Origin of the sequence: Xanthomonas sp. 3498, assembly GCF_014199795.1 — a bacterium.
Classification (GTDB): domain Bacteria; phylum Pseudomonadota; class Gammaproteobacteria; order Xanthomonadales; family Xanthomonadaceae; genus Xanthomonas_A; species Xanthomonas_A rydalmerensis.
Window position 1 is genome coordinate 1036381 of the sequence record NZ_JACHOH010000001.1, and the last position, 26964, is coordinate 1063344.

Annotated in this window: 18 protein-coding genes; 7 read left to right on the plus strand and 11 right to left on the minus strand. The window is 68.9% G+C overall.

Annotated features, from left to right (window positions below; genetic code table 11):
* Positions 1–125 precede the first annotated feature (125 nt).
* Positions 126–926, plus strand: coding sequence for a hypothetical protein (locus tag GGR66_RS04140; RefSeq protein ID WP_184447304.1), 801 nt, complete (start codon positions 126–128; stop codon positions 924–926).
* 67 nt (positions 927–993) lie between these two features.
* Here the strand turns inward: GGR66_RS04140 and GGR66_RS04145 are convergent, their stop codons facing one another.
* Together GGR66_RS04145 and aceK are read right to left on the minus strand one after the other, a co-directional pair.
* Positions 994–1902, minus strand: a complete 909-nt coding sequence (locus GGR66_RS04145) for an energy transducer TonB (protein WP_255421564.1) — start codon at positions 1900–1902, stop codon at positions 994–996.
* Positions 1903–1962: 60 nt separating this feature from the next.
* Positions 1963–3711 carry a bifunctional isocitrate dehydrogenase kinase/phosphatase gene (gene aceK, locus GGR66_RS04150; RefSeq protein WP_184447305.1) on the minus strand — a complete coding sequence of 583 codons (1749 nt, stop codon included), beginning with the start codon at positions 3709–3711 and terminating at the stop codon, positions 1963–1965.
* 292 nt (positions 3712–4003) lie between these two features.
* Between aceK and GGR66_RS04155 the strand changes: the two genes are divergently transcribed.
* Positions 4004–6313, plus strand: a complete 2310-nt coding sequence (locus GGR66_RS04155) for a TonB-dependent receptor (protein WP_255421565.1) — start codon at positions 4004–4006, stop codon at positions 6311–6313.
* Positions 6288–7622 carry an aminotransferase class V-fold PLP-dependent enzyme gene (locus GGR66_RS04160; protein WP_184447307.1) on the plus strand — a complete coding sequence of 445 codons (1335 nt, stop codon included), beginning with the start codon at positions 6288–6290 and terminating at the stop codon, positions 7620–7622. Before GGR66_RS04155 ends, GGR66_RS04160 begins: the two co-directional genes overlap by 26 nt.
* Before the next feature lie 72 nt (positions 7623–7694).
* On the opposite strand, the gene GGR66_RS04165 is transcribed toward GGR66_RS04160, so the two are convergent.
* The 5 genes from GGR66_RS04165 to GGR66_RS04185 all read right to left on the minus strand — a co-directional run bounded on the left by GGR66_RS04165 (position 7695) and on the right by GGR66_RS04185 (position 14120).
* The gene (locus GGR66_RS04165) at positions 7695–9926 is read right to left on the minus strand and encodes an NADP-dependent isocitrate dehydrogenase (RefSeq protein WP_184447308.1); all 2232 of its coding nucleotides are present in this window, start codon (positions 9924–9926) and stop codon (positions 7695–7697) included.
* A 497-nt stretch (positions 9927–10423) separates the two neighbouring features.
* Positions 10424–10948: a hypothetical protein gene (locus tag GGR66_RS04170; protein ID WP_160965907.1), complete on the minus strand. Its 525-nt coding sequence runs from the start codon at positions 10946–10948 to the stop codon at positions 10424–10426.
* A 48-nt stretch (positions 10949–10996) separates the two neighbouring features.
* Positions 10997–11290: a LysM peptidoglycan-binding domain-containing protein gene (locus GGR66_RS04175; RefSeq protein ID WP_160965905.1), complete on the minus strand. Its 294-nt coding sequence runs from the start codon at positions 11288–11290 to the stop codon at positions 10997–10999.
* Between the two features lie 255 nt (positions 11291–11545).
* Positions 11546–12364: an NADPH-dependent 7-cyano-7-deazaguanine reductase QueF gene (gene queF / locus GGR66_RS04180; protein WP_184447309.1), complete on the minus strand. Its 819-nt coding sequence runs from the start codon at positions 12362–12364 to the stop codon at positions 11546–11548.
* Between the two features lie 451 nt (positions 12365–12815).
* Entirely contained in the window at positions 12816–14120 is a 1305-nt protein-coding gene (locus tag GGR66_RS04185; protein WP_184447310.1) for a M20 family metallopeptidase, read from the minus strand.
* A gap of 286 nt (positions 14121–14406) precedes the next feature.
* On the opposite strand from GGR66_RS04185, the gene GGR66_RS04190 reads away from it, so the two are divergent.
* The 3 genes from GGR66_RS04190 to GGR66_RS04200 all read left to right on the plus strand — a co-directional run bounded on the left by GGR66_RS04190 (position 14407) and on the right by GGR66_RS04200 (position 22344).
* Positions 14407–15651, plus strand: coding sequence for an efflux RND transporter periplasmic adaptor subunit (locus GGR66_RS04190; RefSeq protein ID WP_184447311.1), 1245 nt, complete (start codon positions 14407–14409; stop codon positions 15649–15651).
* Positions 15652–15842: 191 nt separating this feature from the next.
* Positions 15843–19076 (plus strand): efflux RND transporter permease subunit, encoded by a 3234-nt coding sequence (locus GGR66_RS04195; protein WP_184447312.1) that lies wholly within the window; start codon positions 15843–15845, stop codon positions 19074–19076.
* A gap of 148 nt (positions 19077–19224) precedes the next feature.
* On the plus strand, positions 19225–22344 hold the full coding sequence (locus GGR66_RS04200; RefSeq protein ID WP_184447313.1) for an efflux RND transporter permease subunit: 3120 nt from the start codon (positions 19225–19227) through the stop codon (positions 22342–22344).
* A 124-nt stretch (positions 22345–22468) separates the two neighbouring features.
* Here the strand turns inward: GGR66_RS04200 and GGR66_RS04205 are convergent, their stop codons facing one another.
* Entirely contained in the window at positions 22469–23143 is a 675-nt protein-coding gene (locus tag GGR66_RS04205) for a lectin (protein WP_255421566.1), read from the minus strand.
* Positions 23144–23364: 221 nt separating this feature from the next.
* On the opposite strand from GGR66_RS04205, the gene GGR66_RS04210 reads away from it, so the two are divergent.
* Positions 23365–23871, plus strand: coding sequence for a hypothetical protein (locus tag GGR66_RS04210; RefSeq protein ID WP_184447314.1), 507 nt, complete (start codon positions 23365–23367; stop codon positions 23869–23871).
* A 78-nt stretch (positions 23872–23949) separates the two neighbouring features.
* Here GGR66_RS04210 and hmgA read toward each other — a convergent pair whose 3' ends face one another.
* From hmgA to hppD, 3 genes are all read right to left on the minus strand, one after another.
* A complete protein-coding gene (gene hmgA, locus GGR66_RS04215) occupies positions 23950–25248 on the minus strand; it encodes a homogentisate 1,2-dioxygenase (RefSeq protein ID WP_184447315.1) in 1299 nt (432 codons plus the stop codon).
* Positions 25249–25266: 18 nt separating this feature from the next.
* Positions 25267–25659, minus strand: a complete 393-nt coding sequence (locus tag GGR66_RS04220; RefSeq protein WP_184447316.1) for a DUF559 domain-containing protein — start codon at positions 25657–25659, stop codon at positions 25267–25269.
* Positions 25660–25785: 126 nt separating this feature from the next.
* Positions 25786–26853, minus strand: a complete 1068-nt coding sequence (gene hppD, locus GGR66_RS04225) for a 4-hydroxyphenylpyruvate dioxygenase (RefSeq protein ID WP_184447468.1) — start codon at positions 26851–26853, stop codon at positions 25786–25788.
* Positions 26854–26964: the final 111 nt, after the last annotated feature.

Genomic DNA, 26964 nt, shown 5'->3' on the forward strand with positions numbered 1-26964 from the left:
CAGGCGCCGGTTCGACCGCAACGCCCCGCTTCGGCGGGGCGTTCGCGTTTGTGGCGCCGGCACTGCGCCGCCCCGCGCCTGACGGGCGCGGGGTCCGACGGTCTTTCGACGTGGGCGCGGGTGAGATGGGCGTCATTCGCCCCGCCGCGTCCGCCGCCATGCCCACCACTGCCAATAGCGCCGTCAGCAAGGTCGCCCCGGTCACCCTCGGCTTCTGGGTGATGAAGAGTTGCGCCACCACCCTGGGCGAGACCGGCGGCGACCTGCTGTCGATGACCCTGGACATCGGCTATGCGCTTAGCAGCGTGCTGCTGCTGGCGGTGTTCCTGGTCTCGCTGTGGGCGCAGCTGCGCGCACGCCGGTTCCAGCCGTGGCGGTACTGGTGGGTGATCCTGACCACCAGCACCGCCGGCACCACGCTGTCGGATTACATGGACCGCAGCCTGGGCCTGGGCTACGCGCAGGGCGCGCTGCTGCTGGTCAGCCTGCTGGTCGCGGTACTGGCGAGCTGGTGGCTGTGCGAACGCAGCCTGTCGGTCGAGCGGATCGGCAGCGGCCGCGCCGAGGTCTTCTACTGGCTGGCGATCCTGGTCTCCAACACGCTGGGCACCGCGCTGGGCGACTACCTGGCCGACAGCTCGGGGCTGGGCTTCGCCGGCGGCGCATCGCTGATCGCCGCGCTGTTGGCGGCGATCGCCCTCGCCTATGCGTTCACCCGCGTCTCGCGCACGGCGTTGTTCTGGGCGGCGTTCGTGCTGACCCGTCCGTTCGGCGCCACCCTCGGCGACTTGCTGAGCAAGCCGGCCGGCAAGGGCGGTCTGGATCTGGGCACGGTCGGCGCGTCGCTGCTGCTGGCCGGGCTGTTGCTGGCGGTGCTGGTCGTGTCGACCCGTCGCCGCGACGGCGATCGCCGCGCGGCGCGCTAGCGTCGGCCGGTCGTTGCCGACGCGGCCAGCTTGGCCGTGCCTGCTTCCAGGCGCACCTGGCCGCCGCTCAGCCGCCCTGCAGCGGCTGCAGCGGCGTCAGCAGGCGCGGGCCGGTGCCGTCGGCCATGTACACGCCGCCGGCCGGCAGCAGGTCCGGCGAGAAGCCGGCCGCATCCTGGCTGGTGATCCACGGCGCACGCTGGCGCGGGCCGGGCACGTAGCTCGTCCAGCGGCCGTAGGACGACGACGCGTCGCGGCGAGTATCGCTCAGCGCGTAGTTGACCGGCACGCGCACGGTCCAATAGGGCGCATCCACGTCCTTGCCTTCGCTCGGCGGCCGGAAGGTCCATTTATGGGCCGCGCCCAGCGCGCTCTTGCCCAGCACATCGCGCAGTCGCTGCATTTGCTGCTCGGACGCCACCACGCGCAGATTGACCTGCTCCACCGCGGCATCGACGACGCGGCCATCCCGGCCCACCTTGAGCACCAGGTAGGCATCGCCCGCGGCGCCGACGCTGAAGGCCGCTTCCGGATAGGCCGGCGGCTTCATCTGAATTCCGGTCACCACGCTGCGATCGTTGGAATCGTAGCGAGTGAAATCGGCGCCGCGGATCTCGACTTGGTAGTCGTCTCCGCCCTCCAGCCGCTTGGCGACCAAACGCAGGGTCATCGGCGTGCGCGCCGGCACCGGCTTGCCGTCGCGCATCCCCGGCTCGAACTTCCACTGCATCACGCTGTTGCGGACGAAGCCGACCACGCCCTTGGGCAGGCGCTCCTGCTGGTCCAACGCCAGCGCCGACACCTTGCCGCTGGGCTCGATGTCGATCGTGCCGCTCACCAGCATGCTGCTTTCGATCTGCTTGCGTACCGCGCCGGGCCCGACCCCGTCGGCGGCGACGGCGACGGCGGCGAACGCCAGCAGCAGCGAGACCATGGCGCTCCAGCGCCACCACGAACGGAGGGATCGGCGGTGCATCGTGCATTCCTTGCTTGAGATGAGGCGCCGATTACAGCGCACTGGCGGCTGGGCGGCAACTCAGGCCAGGCGCAGCGCGTCCGGGTAGGGCGGCGCGTCCGGATAGTCGTCCTCGCGCAGCCGCGTCTGCAGGTCACGCCACCACTGCGGATCGAACAGTTCGCCATGGGCATGGCGCACCGCCTCCAGCGAGGCCGCGGGCAGGCCCATGAACATCGCGAAGCGCTCCGGGAACACGTCGCGCGGGGCGACATGGAACCAGGGTTCGGCGGCCATCGCCTCTTCCTCGTTGCGCGGCTGCGGCCAGTCGCGGAAGTTGCAGTCGGTGACCAGGCACAGCTCGTCGTAGTCGTAGAACACCGCGCGGCCCTGCCGCGACACGCCGAAGTTCTTCAGCAGCATGTCGCCGGGGAAGATGTTGTTGCGGGCCATGTCCTTGATCGCCTGCGCGTAGTCCAGCGCGGCCTCGCGCGCGGCCTCGGCACCCTGCTCGCGCAGGTACAGGTTCAGCGGGCGCAGGCGCCGCTGCACGTAGCACAACTCGACGATCAGGTCGTCGCCGTCCTCGCGCAGGCTGCGTGCGCAACCCTCCATCAGTTCCTGCAGCAGCGCCGGCGCGAAGCGCGCACGCGGGAAGCGCAGCGAACGGTACGGCTGCGCGTCGAGCAGGCGGCCGACGCGATCGAGGTTGAACACCAGCGCGTATTTCTCTTCGACCTCTTCGCGGCTCATCGTCTTCGGATAGGCGAAGCGGTCGCGGATCAGCTTGAACACCAGCGGATAGCTGGGCAGGGTGAACACCGCCATGACCATGCCCGGCGTGCCCTCGGCATGCACCAGTTGTTCGTTGGGATGCGCCTGGAAGTGCCGGAAGAAGGTGCGGAAGCGTTCGGTCTTGCCCTGCTTGGCGCGGCCGAGCATGGTGTACAGCTCGTCGATCGGCTTGTGCGGCAGCAGGCTGCGCAGGAACACCACCGCATCGCCGACAGTGGACAGATCGGCCTGGAAATAGCTGCGCGAGATGCCGAACAGCTGCGCCACGTCGTTGCGCTTGGTCAGCACCGCTTCGGCGCGGAGGCCCTGCGCGTCGTTGACCAGGGCGATCACGCACGGCGAGAAGCGGTGCTCGCCGAACACGCGGCCGATCAGGTAGGCGCGGCGTTCGCGGTAGAACACGGTCTCCAGCAGTTCGATGCCGCGCACCGGGTTCTCGCCCCAATGCGCCAGATCGTCCTGCAGCCGCACCGCGATGGCCGCCGCGCAGCGCGTGCGGTGCGCGTACGGCACATCGAACCGGTAGTCGCCGAGCACGCGCACGAACGCGTCCACCGGCCGCGCCTCGGACACCACGTAGTTGTGCCGCGCCACCGGGTGGGTGATGGCGTCGGTGGGCTCGATGTCCAGCGCCACGAACTCGATCTGCGCATCCACGCCCTGGGTACGGAAGAAGCGCCGGGTCAGGGTGTTGTAGAAGGTCTTGTACAGCTCCTGGTCGATCAACCCATGCAGTTGCGCGGCGAAGCTGTCGCGAACCTGCGCCCACAGCGTGCGGTCGTGGGCCTGGCCGAGCAGCAGCGCGCGCAGGCGCAGCATGCACTCGCCGATGCACTGGTCGTACAGGGCGATGCGTTCGACCGCATCGTTGCGCGCAGCGTTCCAGTCGCGCGTCTCGAAGCGGCGCCGCGCGCGCCGGGTGATCTCGGCGAAACGCGCATGGTAGTCCTCGAATGCGTCGTGGATGCCGCGTGCCACCGCGATAGCGGCGGGTTGGGGGCATGGGGAGACGGGCGCGTCGTGGGTCTCGGTCATGGGCCGCAGTCTACCCGCAGCGCCCCACCGCGCCCCGGCGCGCACGGCGCTGCCGCGCCCGCGGTGCCAGCACGATCTGTCGCACGAACCGTCATCGGCACGCAACACACGCGTCAATGGCACGTCGTCATCGGCCGCCAGACTATGCCGATTTCGTCATCCCGGCCGCTCGCCGACCCGGCTCCCATCGCCCCCTCTTTCGTCCGGAGTTCCTTTGAATCGCCTCACTCACCGCCACCTGGCGACCGCCATTCTGGCCCTTTGCGCCGGCAAAGCCGCCGCCGCGACGTCCATGCCGGCGGAACCTGCCGACACCCCCAGCACGACCCTGGACAGCGTGGTGGTGACCGGCACCCGCGGCGCCAACCGTACCCAGTTCGGCACGCTGGCGCCGGTGGACGTGATCGACGCGCAGGAGATCCGCGCGGTCGGCAGCGCCGACCTCAACACCGTGCTGGCGGCGCTGGTTCCGTCCTTCGTGGTGCAGCGCCTGCCGCTGGCCGACGGCCAGATCTTCGTGCGTCCGGCCACATTGCGCGGGCTCTCGCCGGACCAGACCCTGGTGCTGGTCAACGGCCACCGTTTCCACCGGTCGGCCCTGCTCGGCGCACGCGGCGCGCAGGCGCCGGACCTGGCGCAGATCCCGGTCACGGCGATCAAGCGCATCGAAGTGCTGCGCGACGGCGCCGCCGCACAATACGGCTCGGACGCCATCGCTGGCGTCATCAACATCATCCTCGACGATCGCATCGGCACCGAGATGGGCGCGGACATCTCCAGGTACAGCGCAGGCGATGGCCTCGCCCGCACCTATTCGCTCAAACGCGGCTGGGATCTCCGCGATGGCAGCCTGGTGGCGTTCGCCGAACACAGCGCCTCCGATCCCACCGACCGCGGCGTGCAGCGCGCCGACGCGATCGCGTTCCAGGCCGCACACCCGGGCGTTGCCGTCCCCGACCCGGTGCAGCGCTGGGGCAAGCCGGAACAGCACAGCACGCATCTGGGGATGAACCTGGATGTGGCGCTCGACGACAGCGTCAACCTCTACGGCTATGCGTTGTTCAACGACGGCAGCGGCGTTTCCGACTTCAACTGGCGCAACCCCGATACCAACGCATCCATCTACAAGACCACCCCGGCGTTTCCCGGTTTCGACCTGCGCCGCGTGTATCCGGCCGGTTTCACCCCGCGTTACGGCAGCGACTACCGCGACGCGCAGACGCTGGGCGGCCTCAAGGGCGCCTTCAACGAGCGTTTCAGCTGGGACGTCAGCGCCGCCTACGGCATGAACCGGATCGCCTATTCGCTGGGCGATTCGATCAACGCCTCGATGGGACCGGGCAGCCCGACCGCCTTCCACCTTGGCTCCCTGCAGCAGCGCGAGGTCAACCTCAACGCCGACTTCGTCTATGCGCTGCCGCTGGCGATGCTGCAGGACCCGGTGAACATCGCCTTCGGCGCCGAGCGCCGCAACGAAGCCTATTCCATCGGCGCAGGCGATCCCGCCTCCTACGCCATCGGCGCCGGTGCGCGCTACGGGCTGGCGCCGAACGCCAATGGCGCCCCCGGCTTCAGCCCCCAGCAATCGGGCAGCTGGGACCAGACCAGCTACGCCGCCTACGTGGACGTGGAAGCGCCGCTGACCGCGCGCCTGAGCGTCGGTGGTGCGGTGCGCTATGAAGACTTCTCCAGCTTCGGCAGCACCCTCAACGGCAAGCTGTCCGCGCGCATGGAACTCACCTCGTGGCTGGCGCTGCGCGGCGCCTGGTCCAACGGTTTCCGCGCGCCCACGCCGGCGCAGTTGTACAGCACCCAGATCACCCAGGGCCTGGATACGGTGAGTCTGCAGGTCTTCAATGCGGGCCGGCTGTCGCCGCAGGACCCGATCGCCGTCGCGCTGGGCGCAAAGCCGCTGAAGCCCGAGGAATCCGATTCGCTGAGCCTGGGGCTGGCCTGGCAGGCGCCGATCGGGCTGTACGGATCGCTGGATCTCTACCGGATCGCGGTCAACGACCGCTTCAGCACCTCGGCCAGCTTCGCGGTGCCGGCCAATCTGCCCAACCCGATGCACTACACGTCGGTCAACTATTTCACCAACGACTTCGACACCACCACCGAAGGCGCGGACCTGGTGTTCGGCTACCAGCATGCGCTCGGGCCCGGTCGCCTCGGCGCCACTGTGGCCTACAACTACAACCGCACCAAGGTCGACGGCGGCAACACCGCCGTGGCGGCCAATCCGACTCAGCGCATCCTGTTCGAGCAGCTGTTGCCGCAGCACAAGGGCAGCGTCGGCCTGACCTGGGACCAGGGACCGCTGCAAGGCCTGTTGCGGGTTCGCTACTACGGCGCCTGGACCGACAGCAGCGGCAACAGCACCGGCGACATCTTCCAGCGCTTCGGCGCGATCGCCCTGCTCGACCTCTCGGCCACCTATGCGCTGAGCGAACGTCTGTCGCTGCGGATCGGTGCGGACAACGTGCTCGACACGTATCCGGACAAGGCCACCTTCCAGGCCAGCCGCGGCCTGGTGTATTCGCGCAACGCGCCCTACGACACCGACGGACGCAACGTCTATGCACAACTCCGCCTGCGCTTCTGATCGGCCCGACCCGCGGCGGCGCGCCCTGCTCGCCGCCGCGCCGATGCTGCCGCTGCAGGACATGCTGCGCCAGGTCGGCAGCCAGGCGCTCGCTGCGCCGGGCGCGATACCGGCAGCACCGACAGGCATCGCGCCGCGGCGCCTGGCGCAGGACGAGGGCTACTGGGCGCAGGTCGCCGCCGCCTACGACGTGGACCGGAACGTCGTCGCGCTGGAGAACGGCTATTGGGGCGCGATGTCGCAACCGGTGCTGCGCACCTACCTGCAGCGCGTGCAACAGGTGAACCGCGACAACGCGCATTACGCGCGCCTGCAGTTCCCCGACGACTACCGAGCCTTGCGCGGGCGCGCCGCCACGGTGCTGGGGGTGGCGCCGGGCGAGCTGGCGCTGACCCGCAACGCCACCGAATCGCTGCAACTGCTGATCGGCGGCTACAACCGCCTGCGGCAGGGCGATGCGGTGCTGTTCGCCGACCTGGACTACGACGCGATGATTGCGGCGATGAAGTGGCTGCGGCAGCGCCGCGGCGTCGAGGCGATCGGCATCGACCTGCCGGAACCGGCCACCCGCCAGAACCTGATCGACGCCTATGCGCAGGCGCTGCAACGCCATCCGCAGGTGCGGTTGATGCTCGTCACCTGCATCAGCCATCGCACCGGCCTGGCGCTGCCGGTCGCCGAGATCGTCGCCATGGCACGGCAGCGCGGCGTGGATTGCATCGTCGATGCCACCCAGGCAGTCGGCCAACGCGATCTGCGCCTGCCGGACCTCGGCGCGGACTTCGTCGGCTTCAATTTCCACAAGTGGATCGGCGCGCCGCTCGGCGTCGGCGGGTTCTACATTCGCCACGACCGCATCCCCGACATCGACCCGCAGATGGGCCAGGAGGGCCCGGCCGACAGCATCGACACCCGGGTGCATACCGGCACCGTGGATTTCGCGGCCCTGCTCGCCCTGCCGGCAGCGCTGGATGTGCACGAGCGCATCGGCGCGGCCAACAAGCAGGCACGGCTGCAATTCCTGCGCGACCGCTGGGTGCATCGCGTGGCCGACCTTCCCGGCCTGCAGATCCTCACCCCCGAGGATCCGCAACTGTACGGGGCGATGACCTCGTTTCGCCTGCGCGGGCAGAACAGCGAACAGCAGAACGCCGCCCTCGCACAGCGCCTGCTGCAGCAGTTCGGGATCATGACCACGATGCGCAGCGGCGCGGCCAGCGGTGCCTGCGTGCGGGCCACACCGGCCCTGTTCACCCGTGTGGAGGAACTGGACCGCTTCGCGCAAGCCCTGCGCCGCATCGCCGGCTGAAGCGGCCGCGGCGCGACCCGGCGCCATGCACCCGCCACCGCGCGCGGCGGTGGCGGGTGCGATCCGGGAGCGTCAGGCCGTCAACGTCGCCAGCGCGTCGTTGAGCGTCTTGCTCGGCCGCATCGCCTTGCCGACCAGTTCCAGGTTCGGGCGGTAGTAGCCCTGGATGTCGACCGGCTGGCCCTGCACGCCGTTGAGCTCGGCGACGATGGTCGCTTCCTGCTCGGCCAGCTGCTTGGCCAGCGGGGCGAAGCGCGCCTTCAGCGTGGCGTCCTCGTCCTGCGCAGCCAGCGCCTGCGCCCAGTACAGGGCCAGGTAGAAGTGGCTGCCGCGGTTGTCCAGCCCGCCGACCTTGCGCGAAGGCGACTTGTCGTTGTCCAGGAACTGGCCATTGGCCTGGTCCAGGGTGCGCGCCAGCACGCCGATGGCGGCGTTGTGGTGGCGCTGGCCCAGGTGCTCCAGCGACGCGGCCAGGGCCAGGAACTCGCCCAGCGAATCCCAGCGCAGGTAGTTCTCTTCGACGAACTGCTGCACGTGCTTGGGCGCCGAGCCGCCGGCGCCGGTCTCGAACAGGCCGCCGCCGGCCATCAGCGGCACGATCGACAGCATCTTGGCGCTGGTGCCCAGCTCCATGATCGGGAACAGGTCGGTGAGGTAGTCGCGCAGCACGTTGCCGGTGACCGAGATGGTGTCCTCGCCCTTGCGGATGCGCTGCAGCGAGAACGCGGTGGCTTCCACCGGCGGCAGGATGCGGATGTCCAGGCCGTTGAGGTCGTGGTCCTGCAGGTAGCGCTCCACCTTCTGGATCATCAGCGCATCGTGGGCGCGCTGCGGATCCAGCCAGAACACCGCCGGGGTGCTGCTCAGGCGCGCGCGCTCGACCGCCAGCTTGACCCAGTCCTGGATCGGCGCGTCCTTGGTCTGGCACATGCGCCAGATGTCGCCGGCTTCCACCGCGTGCTCCAGCAGCACCGTGCCACCGGCATCGGTGACGCGCACGGTGCCGTCGCTGGCGATCTGGAAGGTCTTGTCGTGGGAACCGTATTCCTCGGCCTTCTGCGCCATCAGGCCGACGTTGGGCACGCTGCCCATGGTCGCCGGGTCGAACGCACCGTGCAGTTTGCAGTCCTCGATCACCGCCTGGTACACGCCGGCGTAGCAGCGGTCCGGGATCACCGCCTTGGTGTCCTGCAGCTTGCCTTCGGCGTTCCACATCTTGCCGGAGTCGCGGATCATCGCCGGCATCGACGCATCGACGATCACGTCGCTGGGCACGTGCAGGTTGGTGATGCCCTTGTCGGAGTTGACCATCGCCAGCGCCGGGCGCTGCGCGTACAGCGCCTGCAGGTCGGCCTCGATCGGCGCGCGCTGCGCCTCGGGCAGGCTGGCGATGCGCGCGTACAGGTCGCCGATGCCGTTGTTGGCATCGAAGCCCACCTGCTTGAGCGTGGCGGCGTGCTTGTCCAGCACGTCGCGGTAGAACGCCTCGACCACCACGCCGAACATGATGGGGTCGGAGACCTTCATCATCGTCGCCTTCAGGTGCAGCGAGAACAGCACGCCCTGCTGCTTGGCATCGGCGATCTGCGCCTGCACGAAGGCGGCCAGCGCGCGCTTGCTCATCACCGCCGCGTCGATCAGCTCACCGGCCTGCACCGCGGTCTTTTCCTTCAGCACCGTCACCGCACCGTCCTTGCCGACCAGCTCGATCTTGACGCTGCCGGCCTGCGCGATCAGCGCCGAGCGCTCGCTGCCGTAGAAATCGCCGGCGTCCATGTGCGCCACGTGCGACTTGGAGTCGGCACTCCACGCGCCCATGCGGTGCGGGTGCTTGCGTGCGTAGTGCTTCACCGAGGCCGGCGCGCGGCGATCGGAATTGCCCTCGCGCAGCACCGGATTGACCGCGCTGCCCTTGACCTTGTCGTAGCGCGCCTTGGCGTCCTTCTCTTTCTCGTCCTTCGGTTCGTCCACGTAGTCCGGCAGCGCGTACCCCTGCTGCTGCAGTTCCTTGATCGCGGCCTTGAGTTGCGGCACCGAGGCGCTGATGTTGGGCAGCTTGATGATGTTGGCTTCCGGCGTGGTCGCCAGCTGGCCCAGTTCGGCCAGGTCGTCGGCGATGCGCTGGTCCTCGCGCAGGTAGTCGGGGAACTGCGAGATCAGGCGGCCGGCCAGCGAAATGTCGCGGGTCTCCACGGCGATGCCAGCGGTGCCGGCGAACGCGGAAACGATCGGCAGCAGCGACTGCGTCGCCAGGTACGGGGCTTCATCGGTGAGCGTGTACAGGATCTTGGGCGTATTCGACATGACGCGACGGATGACCTCTGGCAGGGGGAAATAGGCAGCACCGACAGTACGGCGGCGTATGTTTTCTTGTAGGTTTCGCGATGCCGCCAAACGCGGACATCGGCCGTCCATTGTCGCGTGTCTGCCGGCTGCGGGCAAAGCGCGGGGTGTGATGTGCTGTCGGCAAGCGCTACGCAACTTCGGCATCCGTCGGGCGTCCGATCTGGCGCAGAATCCGCGCGGGCGTGCATGCCCGATGGCTGTCCTGCGCGACAGCACAGGACATCGCGCAACACACCGTGCTGTACACGACATCAGCCAAGCCGCTATGCAGCGGTCACGCACCCCTCTCCGCACGGGATGCGTGTCTTCCCGTGGCACGCCGATAGGCGGCCTGCGCTGGGACGCTCCCATCGCACCATGCATAAAAAAGGCGCAGCCTCGCGGCTGCGCCAGCGTGCCGCACGTGCCGGGAGAGAGGCGGCGCGTGCGACGCGTGACCGGGACTCAGCCCAAGATCACTTCACCTGGAACGTCTGCGGCGTTCCCGCCGCCTGGCCGTTCACGGTGACCTCGGCCTTGTACTGGCCGGCCGGCCAGCCCTTGGGATTGGTGAACTCGAAGTTGGTGGTGTCCGCACCGCTGGTATTGAGCGTTTCGGTGCGCTCGCCGGCGGTCTGGCCGTCCTGGAACACCAGCTTGGCGCCGACATTGGCATTGGTGGCCGAGCCCTCGGTCTTCACCGAGACGATGATCTTGTCCTTGCTGGCGAGCGTGGTCAGCGGCGCGACCGACTTGTCCGCGGCGGCGGTGTTGCCGACCGCGACGGCAGCGACATTCACCGCATTGGCACCCGCAGCGGCCGGCGCCGGCTGTTCCGCCGGGGCCGCGGCCGGACCCGGCATCTGCTCGGTGGGCGCGGACGAGGTGGGATCGGACGACACGTGCTGTTCCTGCTCCTGCTTCTTGCAGCCGGCCAGCGCCAGTGCACCCACCAGGGCGATCAGCAGCGGCGAGAACGAGGACATCGAACGGGTTTTCATCGGGACGGGACTCCTGTCGGAAGAGCGGGAATTGGCAATGAGGGCGGGTCAGGCGCCGGCGGGCAGCTTGAGCGTCTGACCGGGATAGATCTTGTCGGGGTCGACGAGCACGTCGCGGTTGGCCTCGAAGATGCGCGTCCAGGCATTGCCGTCGCCGTAATGCAATTTGGCGATCTTGGACAGCGAATCGCCGGGCTTGACCACATACACCTGCTGCACCTGCTCGGCCGTGCTGTCCACCTTGCTCTGCACGTCGGAGAAATCCGCCTTCTGCACGACGTCGGCGGTGGTATCCACCTTGGCGGTGACTGCCGAGAAGTCGGCGCGCTTGTCGCTGTTCATCGCGTGGCTCCCTGCGTGATAGGACGCTGCCACGGTGTCACAGGATTTGTTAAAAAAAGATAGCGCGGCCGTGAACCGCGCGGACGCGGTTCAGGCGCGTAGCGCGCAGCGCATGTGGCGACACGTATTGTCATTCGAGCGATTCGGGACACATGCGCGGGGCGCGCGTCGCAGGCACGCTCAGCAATCCGATCGCATGCGGACCGCAGGCACAGCATGAGCCGTGCCATGCGGCGAGTACGTCGCCGCGCCTGCCTACTGGCGCAGATCGCGCAGGAAGCTCAGCGGTTCGGCCACATCCGGAGTGGCGCGCCAGGGATTGATGTCCAGGCCGCCGCGGCGGGTATAGCGCGCCTCCACCTGCAGCGACTGCGGGCGGCAGCGCGCCATCAGGTCGTGGAAGATGCGCTCGACGCACTGCTCGTGGAAGCCGGCATGCTCGCGGAAACTGATCAGGTAGCGCAGCAGGCCTTCGCGATCGATGCGGCCGCCGCGATAGCGCAGATGCAGCGAAGCCCAGTCCGGCTGGCCGGTGACCGGGCAATTGGACTTGAGCAAGGCGCTGGTGAGGGTTTCCTCGACCACGTCGCCGGCGGTAGCGGACAGGAAGTCCGGACGCGGCGGGCCGTAGCAATCGATGGCGATGTCCAGCGCGTCCAGCGACTCGCCCTCGCCCAGCGTGTCCATCGGCGGCAGGCCGAACTCCATCGCCACGTCGGCGCCGGCGCGCGCCGACAGGTCGGTGACGATGCAACTGCGCAGCGCTTCGGCGCTGTTGAAGCGCATCGCGTTGAGCGAGTTGAGATAGAGCTTGAGCGACTTGGATTCGATCAGGTTCGGCGAGGCGCACGGCACCTGCAGGGTCGCGGTGGCGACACAGGGCTTGCCCTGCGCATCGAGCCAGCTCAGTTCGTAGGCATGCCAGCGGTCCACGCCGAAAAACGGCAGCGCCGCGGGGTCGAGACCGATCTCGCTGCGTGCCGCGGCACGCGGGATGGGAAACAGCAACGCGGGATCGTACTGCGACGGGTAGGCGACCTCGCGGCCGAGGCTGGAATCCTGGGGGGTGTTCATGCGCTGCAGTGTAGCGGGGGCGTTCTGGCTGGGAGGTGTATGGGGCGGGGATTTGGGAGTGGGGATTCGGGGTTGGCGAAAGCAAAATCGGGCTTGCTTGCGTCGACTTGTTTGCGTCGATTCGATGCTTCGCGCGTCGCGGCTGAAGCCGCTCCTACAGCTGCAGGGCTCGCAGCAGGCGCGATGAGCGTTGTGGGAGGGGCTTCAGTCCCGACTGCTGCCGAAGCAGCACCTCGGTTCAGGGCTTCATGCGTCGCGACTGAAGTCGCTCCTACGGGGAGCGATCGAGCACGGCTCTTGTAGGAGCGGCTTCAGCCGCGACAGCCTTCCCGGTAAAGCCTGTCGCGGCTGAAGCCGCTCCTACGGGTGTCCATCCATGCCGGACATGTGAGCGATTCCGCCTACGCCGCTGCACCCACGCCCTTGCGAATCCCCACTCCCCACTCCCCAATCACTGCTTCAAGTAATCCAACGTCACCTGCAGCATGGCGCGCAGGCCGACGTCCAGGGCGGTCTCGTCGAGCAGGAACTGCGGCGAGTGGTTGCTGGACGCGGTCGCGGGGTCGATGCCGGGGGCGGTGGCGCCGACGAAGAAGAACATCGACGGCACCTGCTGCGCGTAGTACGAGAAATCCTCCGCGCCCATCTGCAGCGGCGGTTCGTAGACGTTGCCGGCGCCCACCACCGCCTGCAGGCTGGGCAGCATGCGCGCGGTCAGTGCCGGGTCGTTGACCGTGGCCGGGTTGCCGTCCTGGTCGGGCACGTGCGCTTCGGCCTTGGCGCCGTGCGCGGCGGCGGTGTGCTCGGCCACGGTCTTCAGGTCGGCGAAGATCTGCTGGCGCATGCCTTCGTCGAAGGTGCGGATGGTGCCGACCATCTCCACGTCGTCGGGAATGATGTTGTAGCGGATGCCGCCCTTGATCGCGCCGAAGCTGAGCACCGCCGGTTGCTTGGACAGGTTGGCGCGGCGGCTGATCACCGTCTGCGCGGCGCCGATCAGGTCGGCGCTGGTCACGATCGGGTCGATGCCGTTCCACGGCGCCGAGCCGTGGGTCTGGCGGCCGATCACCTTGATGCTGAAGCGATCCGAGGCGGCCATCAGCGGGCCGCCGCGCACCGCGATCTTGCCGGCCTGGACGCTGGAGAACACGTGCAGGCCGAACATCGCCTGCGGCTTGAAGTCACGGAACAGGCCTTCCTTGAGCATCAGCGAGGCGCCGCCCTCCTCGTTGCCCGGCGCGCCCTCCTCCGAGGGCTGGAACACCAGCATGACCTCGCCCGGCAGCTGCGCGCGCATCGCCACCAGCGCCTCGGCGACGCCGAGCAGGATCGCGGTATGCGCGTCGTGGCCGCAGGCGTGCATCACCCCCACGGTCTCGCCGCGGTACTCGCCAGTGGCCTTGGAGGCGAACGGCAGGCCGGTCTGCTCGGTCACCGGCAGCGCGTCCATGTCCGCACGCAGGGCGATCTTCGGCCCGGGCAGCGCGCCTTTGACGATCGCCACCACGCCGTGGTGGGCGATGCCGGTCTGCGGCTTCAGGCCGAGCGCGCGCAGCCGCTCGGCGACCTTGGCGGCGGTGCGCTCCTCGCGGTTGGACAGCTCCGGGTGCTGGTGGAAGTCGCGCCGCCACTCCACCACCTTGGCCTGCAACTTGGCCGCGGCGGCCGTCACCTCCGGGCGCTCGGCGCTCTGCGCCCAGGCCAGGGCGGGGACGGCGAACAGCATCGCGGACAGCAGGCGGGACAGGCGCGGCATGGCAGGGCTCCAGGTCGGGACGCAACGGGCGTTCAGTCAATGTAGTGCATCGGCGGCCGGCCGGGGGCGGCCGTGGATCCCGCCGCGGGGAAAAAACCCTTGCGAATCCGTGTCAACCGATGCACCGCCGGTGCGTTGCGAGAGCGGACGACCAGCCTTGCCCACCCGCGGGGCCTGTCCCTTCAGTCATGGTCCAATCGCAACGCGCCGGCGATATGCTTCCTCGCTCGTCACCAGCCACTGCGGGAGGGCCCTCCACCCCGCCTCGCCACAGGAGTTTCCCCGGATGTCGCGTTTCTGGAAGATTGCGCTGCTGATCCTCGCAGCGGTGGCCCTGGTGGTGGTGGGCACGCGCTTCATGCGCGGCGGTGGGCATCACAAGGGCGGCGGCGCCGGCGACGGCATGGGCGACGACAGCGATGCCACGCCGGTCCCGGTAACGGTGGTGGCCGCGACCAGCCAGACGGTGCCGATCTACGCCACCGCCACCGGCACGGTGACCGCGCTGAGCACCGTCACCGTCAACCCGCAGGTCAGCGGCCAGCTGATGAGCCTGAATTTCCGCGAAGGCCAGGAAGTGAAGAAGGGCGAGCTGCTCGCGCAGATCGACCCGCGCTCGCTGCAGGCCAGCTACGACCAGGCCGCGGCGAGCAAGCGCCAGAACCAGGCGCTGCTGGCCACCGCGCGTTCCACCTTCCAGCGCTCCGACTCGCCGGCCTACCGCCAGTACGTGGCCAAGACCGACCTGGACACCCAGCGCAACCAGGTGGCGCAGTACGAAGCAGCGGTCGCCGCCAACGACGCGCAGATGCGCGCGGCGCAGGTGGAGCTGCAGTACACCCGCATCCTCGCCCCCAGCGACGGCATCGCCGGCATCCGCGGGGTGGACGTGGGCAACATCGTCAGCACCAGCAGCAGCATCGTCACCATCACCCAGGTGCATCCGATCTACGTGATCTTCAACCTGCCGGAGATCCAGCTGCAGGACGTGCGCCAGGCGCAGGCGGCGGCGCCGCTGCCGGTGGCCGCGCTGGACCGCACCGACGCGCATCCGATCGCCAGCGACGGCCAGGTCGACGTGATCGACAACCAGATCAGCGCCGACACCGGCACCTTCAAGGTCCGCGCGGTGTTCCCGAACGACGACCGCGCGCTGTGGCCGGGCCAGTTCGTCAACGTGCGCCTGACCCTGCGCACCGTGGCCGACGGCGTGGTGGTGCCGACCCAGGCGGTGCAGCGCGGCCCCAACGGCGACTACGTGTACGTGGTGCAGGCCGACAACACGGTCAAGATGCAGACGGTCAAGCAGGGCGCGGAAGTGGGAGACAGCCAGGTGCAGCTCACCGAAGGCCTGAAGGCCGGCGAGCGGGTGGTCACCGAGGGCCAGTTCCGGCTCAAGCCCGGCACCAAGGTGACCGCGCTGAAGCCGGGCGAGGCGCCGCCGGAGCCGACCGAGGCCGAGCTGAAGGCCGCCGAAGGCAAGCAGCAGCAGCGCGGCGGCGGACGCCGCGGCGGCGGCGGGCCGCGCTGAGCGCATCGCGCCAGCAGGCGACGGTAGCCGTGCCGAGCCCGCGTGGCCGGCACGCGCCGGGTCGCCCGCTGGCGGCGGCGTTCCCGTCTCACGTCGCGATCGCGGCACGGGGTCACGGCCGCCGCTGATTCCGCCGTCTTTCCCGGCGCCGGCACGGCCGCGCCGGACTCTCACCAGCAAGGATCTTCCCCGTGGGCTTTTCGACGATCTTCATCCGCCGCCCGATCGCCACCACCTTGCTGATGGCAGGCGTGCTGCTGCTCGGCATCCTCGGCTACCGGCAGCTGCCGGTGTCGGCGCTGCCGGAAATCGACGCGCCCAGCCTGGTGGTGACCACGCAGTACCCCGGCGCCAACGCCAGCACCATGGCCTCGCTGGTGACCACGCCGCTGGAGCGGCAGCTCGGGCAGATCTCCGGGCTGCAGATGATGACCTCCGACTCGTCGGCCGGCCTGTCCACGATCGTGCTGCAGTTCGCCATGGACCGCGACATCGACATCGCCGCGCAGGACGTGCAGGCGGCGATCCGCCAGTCCACCCTGCCCTCCTCGCTGCCCTACCAGCCGGTCTACAACCGGGTGAACCCGGCCGACGCCGCGATCCTCACCCTCAAGCTCAGCTCCGACACGCTGCCGCTGCGCGACGTCAACAACTACGCCGACTCGATCCTGGCCCAGCGCCTGTCGCAGGTGCCGGGCGTGGGCCTGGTGTCGATCGCCGGCAACGTGCGCCCGGCGGTGCGCATCCAGGTCAACCCGGCGCAGCTGTCGAACATGGGCCTGACCATGGAGGCGCTGCGCAGCGCGCTGACCCAGACCAACGTCAACGCGCCGAAGGGCTCGCTCAACGGCAAGACCCAGTCCTACAGCATCGGCACCAACGACCAGCTGTCCAGCGCCGCCGAGTACCGCGACACCGTCATCAGCTACAAGAACGGCGCACCGGTGCGGCTGTCGGACGTGGCCAAGGTGGTGGACGGGGTGGAGAACGACCAGCTCGCCGCCTGGGCCGACGGCAAGCCGGCGGTGCTGTTGGAAGTGCGCCGCCAGCCCGGCGCCAACATCGTGCAGACGGTCGAGCAGATCCGCGCGATCCTGCCGCAGCTACAAGGCGTGTTGCCGGCCGGCGTGCACCTGGACGTGTTCTCCGACCGCACCGAGACCATCCGCGCCTCGGTGCACGAGGTCAAGTTCACCCTGATCCTGACCATCGGCCTGGTGGTGGCGGTGATCTTCGTGTTCCTGCGCCGGCTGTGGGCCACGGTGATCCCGTCGGTGGCGGTGCCGCTGTCGCTGGCCGGCACCTTCGCGGTGATGGCCTTCGCCGGCATGTCGCTGGACAACCTGTCGCTGATGGCGCTGGTGGTGGCCACCGGCTTCGTGGTCGACGATGCGATCGTGATGATCGAGAACATCGTGCGCTACATCGAACAGGGCAAGAGCGGCCGCGAGGCCGCGGAGATCGGCGCACGCCAGATCGGCTTCACCGTGCTGTCGCTGACCGTGTCGCTGGTGGCGGTGTTCCTGCCGCTGATCCTGATGCCCGGCGTCACCGGCCGCCTGTTCCACGAGTTCGCCTGGGTGCTGAGCATCGCGGTGGTGATCTCGATGCTGGTGTCGCTGACGCTCACGCCGATGATGTGCGCCTACCTGCTCAAGCCCGACGCTCTGCCCGAGGGCGAGGACGCGCACGAGCGGGCGGCGGCGGCCGGCAAGACCACGCTGTGGTCGCGCACCGTGGCGCTGTACGAGCGCAGCCTGGACTGGGTGCTGGGCCACCAGAAGCTGACCCTGCTGGTGGCGCTGGCGACCATGGTGCTGACCGTGCTGCTGTACGTGGTGATCCCCAAGGGCCTGCTGCCCGAGCAGGACACCGGGCTGATCACCGGCGTGGTCCAGGCCGACCAGAACGTGGCGTTCCCGCAGATGGAGCAGCGCACCCAGGCGGTGGCCGAGGCGCTGCGCCGCGACCCGGCGGTGACCGGCGTGGCCGCCTTCATCGGCGCCGGCTCGATGAACCCCACCCTCAACCTGGGCCAGCTCAGCATCGTGCTGAAGCCGCGCAGCGACCGCGACAGCCTGGAAGACGTGATGCCGCGGCTGCAGAAGGCGGTGGCCGGGCTGCCCGGCGTGGCGCTGTACCTGAAGCCGGTGCAGGACGTGACTCTGGACACCCGCGTGGCCGCCACCGAGTACCAGTACTCGCTCTCGGACGTGGACAGCGCCGAACTGGCGACCCAGGCCACGCGCCTGACCGAGGCGCTGCGCAAGCGCCCGGAACTGGCCGACGTGGACAACAACCTGGCCAACCAGGGCCGCGCGCTGGAACTGCGCGTGGACCGCGACAAGGCCAGCGCCCTCGGCGTGCCGATGCAGACCATCGACGACACGCTGTACGACGCTTTCGGCCAGCGCCAGATCTCCACCATCTTCACCCAGCTCAACCAGTACCGCGTGGTGCTGGAAGTGGCGCCGGAATTCCGCACCAGCACCGCGCTGCTGAACCAGCTGGCGGTGGCCAGCAACGGCAGCGGCGCGCTGACCGCCAGCAACGCCACCAGCTTCGGCCAGACAACCTCCAGCAACTCCTCCACCGCCACCGGCATCGGCGCGCAGAACACCGGCATCACCGTCGGCAGCGGCGGCACGGTACCGCTGGCGGCGGTGGCCGAGGCCAAGCAGTCGACCACGCCGCTGGTGGTCAGCCACCAGCAGCAGCTGCCGGCGGTGACGGTGTCGTTCAACCTGGCGCCGGGCTACTCGCTGTCGCAGGCGGTGTCGGCGATCGAGGAGACCCGCGCGCAGTTGCAGCTGCCGCCGCAGCTGCATGCCGAGTTCATCGGCAAGGCCGCCGAGTTCACCGGCAGCCAGACCGACGTGGTGTGGCTGCTGCTGGCCTCGGTGGTGCTGATCTACATCGTGCTGGGCGTGCTCTACGAGAGCTACATCCACCCGCTGACGATCATCTCCACGTTGCCGCCGGCCGGCGTCGGCGCGCTGCTGGCGCTGATGCTGTGCGGACTGAGCCTGTCGGTGGACGGCATCGTCGGCATCGTGCTGCTGATCGGCATCGTCAAGAAGAACGCGATCATGATGATCGACTTCGCGATCGACGCGCGCCGCGAGGGCGCCAGCGCCCACGACGCGATCCGCCGCGCCTGCCTGCTGCGCTTCCGCCCGATCATGATGACCACCGCCGCGGCCATGCTCGGCGCACTGCCACTGGCGCTGGGCGACGGCATCGGCTCGGAACTGCGCCGCCCGCTGGGCATCTCCATCGTCGGCGGCCTGCTGCTGTCGCAGTTGGTCACCCTGTACACCACGCCGGTGATCTACCTGTACATGGAACGCGCCTCCGAGCGCGTGCGCGCCTGGCGCGAACGCCGCGCGGCGCGGCATGCGACGGCGGCGGAGGGGCGGGCGTGAAAAGCCGGGATTGGGGAGTGGGGAGTGGCGCATCGTGGCGCGCGCGCGGCGTCGGGTTTCCGGGCATCCCACATGGAGTCACTGAGCCAGTAGCGCGCGGGAATGCCGCTTCCCGAATCCCCAATCCCGAATCCCCAATCCCGGCCCCATGAACATCTCCGCGCCCTTCATCCGCCGCCCCATCGGCACCGCGCTGCTGGCCATCGGCCTGTTCGTGATCGGCATGATGTGCTACCTGCGCCTGGGCGTGGCGGCGCTGCCGAACATCTCGATCCCGGTGATCTTCGTACAGGCCAGCCAGGCCGGCGCCGACGCCGCGACCATGGCGTCCACGGTCACCGCGCCGCTGGAACGGCACCTGGGCCAGGTGCCCGGCATCGACACCATGCGTTCCTCCAGTTCGGAGGGGAACAGCCAGGTGTTCATGGTGTTCCAGAGCAACCGCAACATCGACTCGGCGGCACAGGACGTGGAGAGCGCGATCAACGCCGCGCAGGCCGACCTGCCCTCCGGCCTGGCCACGCCGCGCTACCAGAAGGCCAATCCCAACGACGATCCGGTCATCGCCATCGCCCTGACCTCCGAGACGCAATCGGCCGACGAGCTGTACAACGTCGCCGATTCGCTGCTGGCGCAGCGCCTGCGGCAGATCAGCGGCGTGGCCTCGGTGGACATCGGCGGCGCCTCCACGCCGGCGGTGCGGGTGGACGTGAACCTGCGCGCGCTCAACGCCATGGGCCTGACCCCGGACGACCTGCGCAATGCGGTGCGCGCGGCCAACGTCACCTCGCCCACCGGCTTCCTCAGCGACGGCGCCACCACCACCGCCATCGTCGCCAACGATGCGGTGGCCAAGGCCGCCGACTTCGGCCAGGTGGTGATCAGCCAGCAGCAGGGCCGCACGGTGCGGCTGCGCGACATCGCCAACGTCTACGACGGCCAGCAGGACGCCTACCAGGCGGCCTGGTTCGGCGGCAAGCCGGCGGTGGTGATGTACGTGTTCACCCGTGCCGGCGCCAACATCGTGGAGACGGTGGACCGGGTCAAGGCCGAGATCCCGATGCTGCGCACCTATCTGCAGCCCGGCGCCAAGATGACGGCGTACTTCGACCGCACCCCGACCATCCGCGCCTCGCTCAACGAGGTGCAGGCCACGCTGATGATCAGCCTGGCGATGGTGGTGCTGACCATGGCGCTGTTCCTGCGCCGCCTGGCGCCCACGCTGATCGCCGCGGCCACCGTGCCGCTGTCGCTGGCCGGCGCGGCGCTGGCGATGCACGTGATGGGCTTCACCCTCAACAACCTGAGCCTGCTGGCGCTGGTGATCGCGATCGGCTTCGTCGTCGACGATGCGATCGTAGTCATCGAGAACATCATGCGCCACCTCGACGAGGGCATGTCGCGGCTGGATGCGGCGCTGGCCGGCGCGCGCGAGATCGGCTTCACCATCGTCTCGATCACCGCCTCGCTGGTGGCGGTGTTCATTCCGATCCTGTTCGCCAGCGGCATGATCGGGGTGTTCTTCCGCGAGTTCACCGTCACCCTGGTCGCGGCGATCTGCGTCTCGGCGGTGGTCTCGCTCACACTGACCCCGGCGTTGTGCAGCCGCTTCCTGTCCGCGCACGCCGAGCCGGAACAACCGGGCCGCTTCGGCGCCTGGCTGGAGCGCATGCACGAGCGCATGCTGCGCGTGTACACCGTGGCCCTGGACTTCTCGCTGCGCCACGCGCTGCTGCTGGCGCTGACCCCGCTGCTGCTGATCGTGGCCACGGTGTTCCTGGCCGGCGCGGTCAAGAAGGGCTCGTTCCCGGCGCAGGACACCGGCCTGATCTGGGGCCGCGCCACCTCCAGCGCCACCGTGTCCTTCGCCGACATGGTCAGTCGCCAGCGCCGCATCACCGACATGCTGATGTCCGACCCGGCGGTGAAGATCGTCGGCGCGCGCCTGGGCAGCAGCCGCCAGGGCTCCAGCGCCAGCTTCAACATCGAACTCAAGCGCCGCGACGAAGGCCGCACCGAGACCACCGCCGAGGTCCTGGCGCGGCTCAGCGCCAAGGCCGACCGCTACCCGGACCTGCAACTGCGCCTGCGCGCGATCCAGGACCTGCCCAGCGACGGCGGCGGCGGCACCAGCCAGGGCGCGCAGTACCGCGTCTCGCTGCAGGGCAACGACAACGCGCAATTGCAGGAGTGGCTGCCCAAGCTGCAGGCCGCGCTGAAGCAGAACCCGAAGCTGCGCGATGTCGGCACCGACGTGGACAACGCCGGCCTGCGCCAGAACATCGTCATCGACCGCGCTCTGGCCGCACGCCTGGGCGTATCGGTCGGCGCCATCGACGGCGCGCTGTACGGTGCGTTCGGCCAGCGCCAGATCTCCACCATCTACTCCGATCTCAACCAGTACAGCGTGGTGGTCAACGCGCTGCCGGACCAGACCGCCACGCCGGCGGCGCTGGACCGCATCTACGTGCCCACCCGCAACGGCACGATGATCCCGCTGACCGCGGTGGCGCACCAGGTGCCGGGCCTGGCGCCGTCGCAGATCACGCACATGAACCAATACACGACGATGGATCTGAGCTACAACCTGGCGCCGGGCGTGAGCACCGGCGAGGGCGATGCGATCATCAAGGCCACGGTCGACGGGCTGCGCATGCCCGGCGACATCCGCATCGCCGACGGCGGCGGCTTCGGTGTGCAGCTGCAGCCGAACTCCATGCTGGTGCTGGTGCTGGCCGCGATCGTGGTGGTCTACATCGTGCTGGGCATGCTCTACGAGAGCCTGGTGCACCCGGTGACCATCCTGTCCACGCTACCGGCGGCGGGCATGGGCGCGTTGCTGGCGCTGTGGGTCACCGGCACCGAGCTGTCGGTGATCTCGATGATCGCGCTGGTGCTGCTGATCGGCATCGTCAAGAAGAACGCGATCATGATGATCGACTTCGCCCTGGTCGCCGAGCGCGAGCACGGCAAGACCCCGCTGGAGGCTGCGCGCGAAGCCTGCATCGTGCGCTTCCGCCCGATCATGATGACCACCATGGTGGCGATCCTGGCCGCGGTCCCGCTGGCGGTGGGCCTGGGCGAAGGCTCGGAACTGCGCCGCCCGCTCGGCATCGCGATGATCGGCGGCCTGCTGATCTCGCAGAGCCTGACCCTGCTCAGCACCCCGGCGCTGTACGTGATCTTCTCCTGCCTGCGCGAACGCTGGTACGCGCGCCGTGCACGCCGGCGCGAGCGGCGGCAGCTTGCTGCGGGGATTCGGAATTAGGGATTTGGGATTCGCAAAAGCGGGTGTCCGTACGGCGTTAGGGCTGGCGTGATCCGCTGTGCCTCAAGCGCTCGATAGAGCCGCCTTTACGAATCCCCAATCCCGACTCCCCAATCCCCGCACCTCAGCCACACCCCTCCACGTAATCCACCTGCGGCGGCAGGCCCACGCGCCAGGCGACGGCCTTGCCGGCCGCGTCGGTCTCGAACACCAGCACACCGGGCTGGCCGGCCTCGCCGCGCACGCGCAGCACCTTGGCGCCCTCCACGTACTTGTGCGGCTGCTCCTGCAGGCGGCCGGCGTACAGCGCGCGCAGTTGCGCCAGGTCCATGCCGACCTTGCCGCCACCCGGTGCGGTTTCCTTGGCGGTGCGCACGTCGTAGCGCACCAGCTTGTCGCCTTCGACCATCAGGCCGAACTGGTTGTTGTCCTTGGCCCAGCGCGGACGCAGCACGTAGCAACTGCTGCCGGCACTGGGCTGGCCATCGAGTTCGCCGCCCCAGGCGGCGCGCGCCTGCGCCACTGGCATGCCCAGGCGCAGATCGCCGTAGCCGTCGATGCGCGCCAGTTGCCGGTCGCCCGCGGCCAGGTCCGGCGGAAGCGCCGAGGCCGGCGCCTGCGCCGGCGGCACGTCGCCGTCGGGCTGGTCGATGTCCGGCGGCGGCAAGGCGCCATCGTCGGCCGCGGCGGGCGCCGGCGCGGATGGTGCAGGAGGCGTGGCCGGCGGCGCGGGCGGCTGCCGGTCGCAGGCCACGAGCGCGAGCAGCAACACCGCCACGCCTGGTTGAATCGGCTTCATCGCACTTCCTCGCTGGACCAGCGCATAGGCTAGCGTGCATGCCATCGCGCTGCACGGCATCACTGCCGCGATGCGCTACCGCGCAGGCGCAGCATCCCGGAAAAAGCGTTCGATCAAGTCGATGGCAAGGCGGCTACCGGGACCGACACGCCAGCGCATCGCACCTGTCATCGGCATTTCACCGCCGCGAGCCAAACTGCGCGCCTACCGACCCCGCCGCCATGCATCCGCGCAAGACCGCCCTCGCCCTTGCGGCACTGCAATCGCACGATGCGCCGCTGGACATGCGCCAGCGACGCGTGCTGATCCTGGCCGACGGCCAGCGCAGCATCGAGGAACTGGCCACGCTGGGCGGACGCGGTGCCGATGCGATCGTGCAAGCGCTGCTGCAGCAGGGCTACCTGGACGACGGCCGCAGCGTCGCCGCCGCGCCGGTGGCGGCAAGCGCGCCGCCCCCACCCGCCGACCCTCGCCGCGCGCTGCTCAATGCGCGCATGTATCTGCTGGACCTGCTGCAACTGCAGCGCCATCCGGCCTCGCCTGCCCTGCAGTCGCAATTGCGCGCCGCGCGCGAGGAACACGACACCCTGCGCGCGATCGCGCTGGTGCTGCGCACGATGCCGGAGATGACCTCCGAGCGCTACGCGCAGCGCATCCGCGAGCGCGTGGTGGAGATCCTGCCGGCATCGCTGCACGGCGCGCTGACGGCCGCGGCGGAGGCCGCCTGAACGCAGCGCCGCCGTCCATGGCGGTGCCAGCGTCGGCAACGGCAACAGCCTGAGCGGCGCGGCCGCGCCGGCGCGTGCTCAGGGCGCGCGGAAGTGCCGGCGCAGGCCCTGCCAGCACTGCTGGTAGTCGCGCTGGCGGTGCGCGGCGTCCAGCGCCTGCGCGGTCGGGCGCAGCACCGCGCGCGTCTCGAACATGAAGGCCATGGTGTCGGCGATGACATCCGGGCGCGACAGGTCGGCCTGCGAGGCCTTGTCGAAGGTGGCCGCGTCCGGCCCGTGTCCGCTCATGCAGTTGTGCAGCGACGCGCCGCCCGGGGCGAAGCCGTCGGCCTTGGCATCGTAGACGCCGTGCACCAGGCCCATGAACTCGCTGGCCACGTTGCGGTGGAACCACGGCGGCCGGAAGGTGTGCTGCGCCACCAGCCAGCGCGGCGGGAAGATCGCGAAATCCATGTTGGCGGTCCCGGGCGTGTCGCTGGGCGCGGTCAGCACGGTGAAGATGCTCGGATCGGGATGGTCGAAACTGATCGAGCCGATGGTGTTGAAGCGGCGCAGGTCGTACTTGTACGGGGCGTAGTTGCCGTGCCAGGCGACCACGTCCAGCGGCGAATGCCCGATCGGCGCGCGCCACAGGTGGCCCTGGAACTTGGCGATCATTTCGAATTCGCCCTCGTCTTCCTCGTAGGCGGCCACCGGGGTCAGGAAGTCGCGCGGGTTGGCCAGGCCGTTGGCGCCGATCGGCCCCAGGTCCGGCAGCCGCAGCAGGCCACCGAAGTTCTCGCACACGTAGCCGCGCGCGTTGCCGTCGGGCAGCTCCACGCGGAAGCGCACGCCGCGCGGGATCACCGCGATCTCCTGCGGCGCGACCTCCAGCGTGCCCAGTTCGGTGCACAGGCGCAGTTGGCCGAGCTGCGGCACAAACAGCATTTCCGCGTCGGCGTTGTAAAAGAAACGTCCCTGCATCGAGGCGTTGGCCGCATACAGGTGCACCGCCACGCCGTGCTGCGCTTCGGCCGAGCCGTTGCCGGCCATGGCGTACAGACCATCGACGAAGTCCACCGGCGTTTCCGGCAGCGGCAACGGGCTCCAGCGCAACTGGTCCGGCGGCACCGGCCCGCGCTGGAAATCGTTGTGGAACGCGCCGGCGCGCTCGTAGGCGACGAAGCCGCCATGCAGTACCGCCGGGCGGATGCGATACAGCCAGCTGCGGCGGTTGACCCCGCGCGGCGCGGTGAACGCAGTGCCCGACAACTGCTCGGCGTACAGGCCGTGGGCCACGCGCTGCGGCGAGTTCTGCCCGACCGGCAACGCGCCGGGCACCGCCTCGGTGGCGAATTCGTTGCCGAAGCCGGACATGTAGCGATGATGGTCATGCATATGCTTGAGCCTTGGGTATCAAGCCCCTCTCCCACCGGGAGAGGGGTTGGGGTGAGGGTACGGCGCCCCGGTCGCGTCACAAATCGCCTGGATCACGGCATCTCTCGAAAGCAGCACATCGTTGTTCCAGAAGCGAACGATCCGCCAGCCTCGCGATTCGAGCCAACGCCTTCTTGTGACATCGCGTGGTTCGGTGTGTTGCGCACCATCGATTTCGACAATCAGCTTTGCTGACACACAGCAGAAATCAGCGATGTAGGGAGGGATCGGGTACTGCCGCCGGAACTTGAAACCTTGCAACTGCCCACTTCTCAGAGACCTCCACAGTGCGCGCTCGGCATCGGTCATGGTGCGACGTAGCTGGCGTGCGTGTGTCAGCGTGGCTGTGGGTAAAGGCGGCTTGATCGTCATGATCTTTACCGTACCCTCACCCCAACCCCTCTCCCGGTGGGAGAGGGGCTACACCGGCTGTCGGAAGTCTCCGCGATGCGCTGTCAGCGTCCGCTCGCTGTCAAAACCTGTTGTCAAAACCCGAAGTCAGAGCACGCCGCGCTTCATCTGGTCGCGCTCGATGCTCTCGAACAGCGCCTTGAAGTTGCCTTCGCCGAAGCCTTCGTTGCCCTTGCGCTGGATGATCTCGAAGAAGATCGGGCCGATGCAGTTCTGGGTGAAGATCTGCAGCAGCTTGCGCTGCTTGGTCTCCGTGTCGGCGTCGATCAGGATCTTGTTGCGCGCCAGCCGCGGCACGTCCTCGCCATGGTTGGGAATGCGCTGGTCGATCACCTCGAAATAGGTGTCCGGCGTATCCAGGAACGCGACGCCGGCCGCGCGCATGCGCTCGACCGTTTCGTAGATGTCGTCGGTAAAGCAGGCGATGTGCTGGATGCCTTCGCCGCGATAGGCGTCCAGGTACTCGTTGATCTGGCTCTTCGGATCCGACGATTCGTTGAGCGGGATGCGTACCACGCCGTCCGGCGCGGTCATCGCCTTGGACACCAGCCCGGTCTTGGCGCCCTTGATGTCGAAGTAGCGGATCTCGCGGAAGTTGAACAGGCGCTCGTAGTAATCCGACCAGCGCTGCATGTTGCCGAAGTACAGGTTGTGGGTCAGGTGGTCGATGAAGGTCAGGCCGAAGCCGGCCGGGTGCTGGTCGGCGCCGGGCACCGGCTCGAACTCGGTATACACCGAGCCCTTCTCGCCGTACTGGTCGACCAGGTACAGCATGCAGTCGCCGATGCCCTTGACCACCGGTGCCGGCACCGCGCGGGTGTCGGCCTTGTCGGCGATGGCTTCGCCACCGTTCTCCAGCACCTTGGCGAACACTTCGTCGGCCGGGTGTTGGAAGCGGATCGCGAAGCCGCAGGCACAGGGGCCATGCGCGGCGGCGAAATCGGCAGCGAACGAATCCGGATCCTCGTTGACCAGGAAGTTGACCCCGCCCTGGCGGTACACGGTGATCGCACGCTGGCGATGGCGCAGCACCGCGGTGAAACCCATGCTGCGGAAGTACGCGTGCAACTGCTCGCCCTGCCCGGCCGGCGCGGCGAATTCCACGAACTCGAAACCGTCGATGCCCATCGGGTTCTCGAAGGTGGTGACCTGCATGCCGAGGTTGGCGGGCTGCGACGGATGTTGCGGTTGTGCACTCATGACGCGTCTCCTGGAGGACGGGGGTCGCGGCGGCCGGCCGAAATTTCGGGTGCGGACGGACGCCAG

What these genes read in the sequence shown, in the direction of transcription:
- queF (WP_184447309.1), bottom strand. Translation starts at nt 12,364, where the DNA reads ATGAACACCCCCCAGGATTCCAGCCTCGGCCGCGAGGTCGCCTACCCG.
- hppD (WP_184447468.1), bottom strand. Translation starts at nt 26,853, where the DNA reads ATGCAGGTCACCACCTTCGAGAACCCGATGGGCATCGACGGTTTCGAG.
- GGR66_RS04145 (WP_255421564.1), bottom strand. Translation starts at nt 1,902, where the DNA reads ATGCACCGCCGATCCCTCCGTTCGTGGTGGCGCTGGAGCGCCATGGTC.
- GGR66_RS04185 (WP_184447310.1), bottom strand. Translation starts at nt 14,120, where the DNA reads ATGCCGCGCCTGTCCCGCCTGCTGTCCGCGATGCTGTTCGCCGTCCCC.
- GGR66_RS04210 (WP_184447314.1), top strand. Translation starts at nt 23,365, where the DNA reads ATGCATCCGCGCAAGACCGCCCTCGCCCTTGCGGCACTGCAATCGCAC.
- GGR66_RS04200 (WP_184447313.1), top strand. Translation starts at nt 19,225, where the DNA reads ATGAACATCTCCGCGCCCTTCATCCGCCGCCCCATCGGCACCGCGCTG.
- GGR66_RS04165 (WP_184447308.1), bottom strand. Translation starts at nt 9,926, where the DNA reads ATGTCGAATACGCCCAAGATCCTGTACACGCTCACCGATGAAGCCCCG.
- GGR66_RS04190 (WP_184447311.1), top strand. Translation starts at nt 14,407, where the DNA reads ATGTCGCGTTTCTGGAAGATTGCGCTGCTGATCCTCGCAGCGGTGGCC.
- GGR66_RS04140 (WP_184447304.1), top strand. Translation starts at nt 126, where the DNA reads ATGGGCGTCATTCGCCCCGCCGCGTCCGCCGCCATGCCCACCACTGCC.
- aceK (WP_184447305.1), bottom strand. Translation starts at nt 3,711, where the DNA reads ATGACCGAGACCCACGACGCGCCCGTCTCCCCATGCCCCCAACCCGCC.
- GGR66_RS04175 (WP_160965905.1), bottom strand. Translation starts at nt 11,290, where the DNA reads ATGAACAGCGACAAGCGCGCCGACTTCTCGGCAGTCACCGCCAAGGTG.
- GGR66_RS04170 (WP_160965907.1), bottom strand. Translation starts at nt 10,948, where the DNA reads ATGAAAACCCGTTCGATGTCCTCGTTCTCGCCGCTGCTGATCGCCCTG.
- GGR66_RS04155 (WP_255421565.1), top strand. Translation starts at nt 4,004, where the DNA reads ATGCCGGCGGAACCTGCCGACACCCCCAGCACGACCCTGGACAGCGTG.
- hmgA (WP_184447315.1), bottom strand. Translation starts at nt 25,248, where the DNA reads ATGCATGACCATCATCGCTACATGTCCGGCTTCGGCAACGAATTCGCC.
- GGR66_RS04220 (WP_184447316.1), bottom strand. Translation starts at nt 25,659, where the DNA reads ATGACGATCAAGCCGCCTTTACCCACAGCCACGCTGACACACGCACGC.
- GGR66_RS04160 (WP_184447307.1), top strand. Translation starts at nt 6,288, where the DNA reads ATGCACAACTCCGCCTGCGCTTCTGATCGGCCCGACCCGCGGCGGCGC.
- GGR66_RS04205 (WP_255421566.1), bottom strand. Translation starts at nt 23,143, where the DNA reads ATGAAGCCGATTCAACCAGGCGTGGCGGTGTTGCTGCTCGCGCTCGTG.